General features: G+C 48.2%; 2 protein-coding genes. Both read left to right on the top strand.

The genetic code is table 11. The features are described from left to right. Nucleotides 1-849: 849 nt before the first annotated feature. Complete coding sequence (locus tag J4G02_20140; protein ID MCE2396836.1) at nucleotides 850-1,893, top strand: leucine-rich repeat domain-containing protein; 1,044 nt, start codon at nucleotides 850-852, stop codon at nucleotides 1,891-1,893. Nucleotides 1,894-1,989: 96 nt separating this feature from the next. Beyond that, on the top strand, nucleotides 1,990-3,198 hold the full coding sequence (locus J4G02_20135; GenBank protein ID MCE2396835.1) for a T9SS type A sorting domain-containing protein: 1,209 nt from the start codon (nucleotides 1,990-1,992) through the stop codon (nucleotides 3,196-3,198). Nucleotides 3,199-3,295 lie beyond the last annotated feature (97 nt).

Genomic DNA, 3,295 nt, shown 5'->3' with positions numbered 1-3,295 from the left:
ACCAATAACTCTAACCTACGCGCAGTTTCCAAAGTCCCCCTGATAAGGGGGATTTAGGGGGTTGGCTGTGCATTTGGAGTGTCCAATTAATTCTAAAATCTATCATAAAAGAGCTTTCTCTTCAAAACAACCAGATCCGCGATATTACGCCTTTGGCAAATTTAATTTATGGTGAATTCTAAAAATAAATAGACCCTTTCGCTCCCCATGTTTGGTAGGCGCTGTTTCCAACTGCGCTGTCCAGTCTCCCGTTTGGTAGGCGCTGTTTCCAACTGCGCCGATGCGGTGCGGTTAGAAACCGCACCTACCGGGGTGATGCCCGGATTTTTCCCTCCCCGGTAGACGAGGTTTGCTAACCACTTTCGCTCCCCGGTAGGCGAGGTTTCCAACCTCGCCGATTGGAAGTGTCCAATTAATTCTAAAATCTACCATAGATAGAAAAGTTATATCTCCAGCATAATATGATTGTTGATTTGAAGCCGCTGGTGGATAACCCTTATATTCCCGCGTTAGAAGCGCGGGGGGTGATTGTACGGCAGTAAGCGGGATTGACTTGTCACAGGGTTTCTTTTTGAGGTTTTTGGAGTATTTTAATCGGTAGAGCGGTTCGCTCATGTAAAGAAATCTTGCAAAGAAACCGAGTTTTTTCTTCAAAACTCGGTTTCTCTGAGCTATTCTGCACTTTCTTTTGACATGAGCCACGAACATTATAACCTAAGGGGGATTAACGATGATTCGATTTAAGACATTCAGATACAGTTTAGGGATTTTGATGATAAGCGTGCCACCGCCCAAGTTGTGGAGATCCCTGATCCTAATTTGGAGCGGGCTATCCGTCAGGAATTGGGGTTGTCATCTGAAGCTGCGATTACCCAGCAGGAGATGCTACTATTAGACAAACTTATTGCCAGGGATGCCGAAATAAAAGATCTTACCGGGTTGGAATATGCGATTCGTGTGAGAGAGATATTCCTCGAAAGAAATCAAGTCCGAGACATCACTCCATTGAGAGGGTTGACAAACTTGGAGGTTCTATACCTTTCAGTCAATCCAATTTCCGATTTGTCCCCCTTGTCCGGCATCGTTTCACTCCAACGCCTCGACCTTGCCGAGATACCGATACAGGACCTTTCAATCGTTTCAAACCTCACACAGTTAGAAGGGTTAGGGCTTGCGCTGTGTGAGTTAACAGATATTACGCCGCTTACGAACCTGACAAAGCTGAGATTTCTTGATTTAGCTGAGAATCGGATTGTGGATGTAGGTCCCCTTGCCAATTTAACGGCACTAGAAGAACTGAGAATCCAGAAGAATCTGATTGTCGATTTTAGTCCAATTCAAGGGATATCGTTTCACATACTTCGACGCGATGAGGAGTGTGCGCTGCCAGATCCTCCGATTCAAGACCGAATCCAAAGTCGGACGTTTCCATCTATTGTTCAACTCTTTGGTGATGCAACAGTGAATCTGACTGCATTATCATACGAAGACCGCCTTGCATATCACGATCTTTGGGGGATGGGCCTTCCTTTTGACCTCCGTTTCGACGTGCGGTCACCGTGGGATCGACTGGTAGGTGAGGTAGATCGTGCAATAGCCAAGCGGGAGGAACTCCTCGCCAAAAATCCGAATATGATTTTCCTCGTTGACCTACGATTACGGAGTGCTGGAAGTGGCCACTACCCCGAAGATGGACATGGCCACTACCCCGAAGATTGGTTCGGCTGGCTGAGAGACGAAAATGGAAACCGTATCAAAACCTCGCGTGATCCCGCTAAGACTGGTTCCTTTATTGATTTCACACAGCCCGCCGTTCAAGACGTCATTGTTCAACAAGCGATTTCCGTGGCACAGTGTGGGTTATATGACGGTATCATGTTCGACGGGGGCTGATCTGATGCGGGGCCTGTGCTTGTGGATTATTCTCTGGAAGAATCGGAACGCCAATACTATAGAACCTTCGAGCAAGAGCTAGAAGCACGGGTCTCAATGATTCAAAGGATTCGTGCTAATGTCCCTGACGATTTTCTGATTCTTTGCAATTCAAATTGGGCTAAACTCCCAATCACAGGTTCCTATATCAATGGCGGTTTCATGGAAACGGGTCGTGATGGCTACGATGTTTACCAAAACAAAACACTTGCTGAAATTGAAGATGCGCTCCTATGGTATGAAGCAAACGTAAGAGAACCACGAATTAACTGCTTGAGGGGCGAGGGGATTCCCACTGAGCCGGCAGATAGCCCAACGAATCGTCGTTTCATGCGTTTATTCACCACAATGAGCCTTACCCTTTCTGATGGATACACGTTGTATACTACAGGACGCTTTGCCCAAGAGCACTTCTGGTATGATTTCTGGGATACCGATCTCGGACGACCTGTTGGACCCACAGCGCAGCGCTATCAAGAAGATATTGAGAGCTTGTATATCCGCGAGTTCACCAACGGTTGGGCGGTTTATAACCGGAGTGGGGAATCTCAGACAATCACGCTGCCGTCATCTGCGACCTCTGTATCCGATAGGGGAAGCACAGCTGCATCCGTCACCCACTTGCTACCTGACCTTGACGGTGAAATCTATCTCAAAGCTAAAAACCCCGCCGATGTCAACGGTGATGGGAGTGTCAACATCTTAGACTTGGTGCACGTCGCCAACAGCCTCGGTCAATCCTCCCCTGATCCCAATGGCGATGGGGTGGTCAACATTCTGGATTTGGTCTTTGTTGCGGGTATGTTTGGGCAGACAGCAGCCGCACCTTCAGCGCATCTACAAGCATCTGAGATGCTCACAGCGGTAGAGGTGAGGCAGTGGTTGACCGACGCACGGTCTCTGGAGGTTAGCGATCCAATCATGAAGAGGGGGATTATGGTACTTGAACAACTTTTGGTATTCCTAACACCAAAGGAGACGGAACTGTTGTCCAACTATCCGAATCCGTTTAACCCGGAAACGTGGATACCGTATCGGTTAGCGGAGGACGCTTTTGTCACCCTGACCATCTATGATGGGAGCGGTCGAGTCGTCCGTAGGTTTGATGTTGGGCATCAGATTGCGTCTGCCTACGAGAGTCGGTCGAAAGCAATCTACTGGGAGGGCACAAACGAACTAGGTGAGCGGGTGGCAAGCGGTGTGTATTTCTATCACCTGTCTGCCGGGGATTATTCCGCCACGCGGCGGATGTTGGTTATCAAGTAGGGGAGCACCTGTACAGAGGTTGACATACTCCAAAACCTAAAGGATTTGGATTCTTTAGGAATCGAATTGCGCTATCAACAAGGATTGGACGGCGAAC

This window comes from Candidatus Poribacteria bacterium, from assembly GCA_021295755.1.
GTDB lineage: Bacteria > Poribacteria > WGA-4E > WGA-4E > PCPOR2b > PCPOR2b.
This window is presented reverse-complemented; position numbering and strand designations above follow the sequence as displayed.